1 pseudogene is annotated in these 387 nt (G+C 23.5%); it reads right to left on the bottom strand.

The window, feature by feature from the left end:
- Positions 1-387 (bottom strand): annotated as a pseudogene (locus RI68_RS04135) (hypothetical protein); the annotation flags it as partial.

Here is a 387-nt window from a genome sequence, read left to right as displayed (position 1 = left end):
CTTTTTTTAATAACAATAACCAAATGTTTAAAACAATAACCATAATATCTAAAATTCTTAAAACAATTTTTAACATTAAATCACCTATTTTAGCAAAGGAGTTCAAAAGGAAAGTTTGCACATCTTTGAAAAAATAAATAACTATACCGCCAACGGTGAACTGAAAAATCATTTGCACTATTTCTTGAAGTTTATCCCACCAACTATTATTAGGGTCAAATTGTTTTTGGCCTGTCATATAACTAAGAGATGATTTAATATAACCGATAATACCACTAAAAACATCAATAAAAACCTGTAAAATTTGTTTTAAATATCCAAATAAAATATTAAATAATTTTAAAAAGGGTAATAAAAATGTTAATTTATCCCATATAAAAATAACAA

Origin of the sequence: Vaccinium witches'-broom phytoplasma str. VAC (assembly GCF_000309405.1) — a bacterium.
Taxonomy (GTDB): Bacteria; Bacillota_I; Bacilli_A; order Acholeplasmatales; family Acholeplasmataceae; genus Phytoplasma.
The sequence above is the reverse complement of the archived record's forward strand: the minus strand, read 5'-3'. Positions and strand labels throughout refer to the sequence as shown.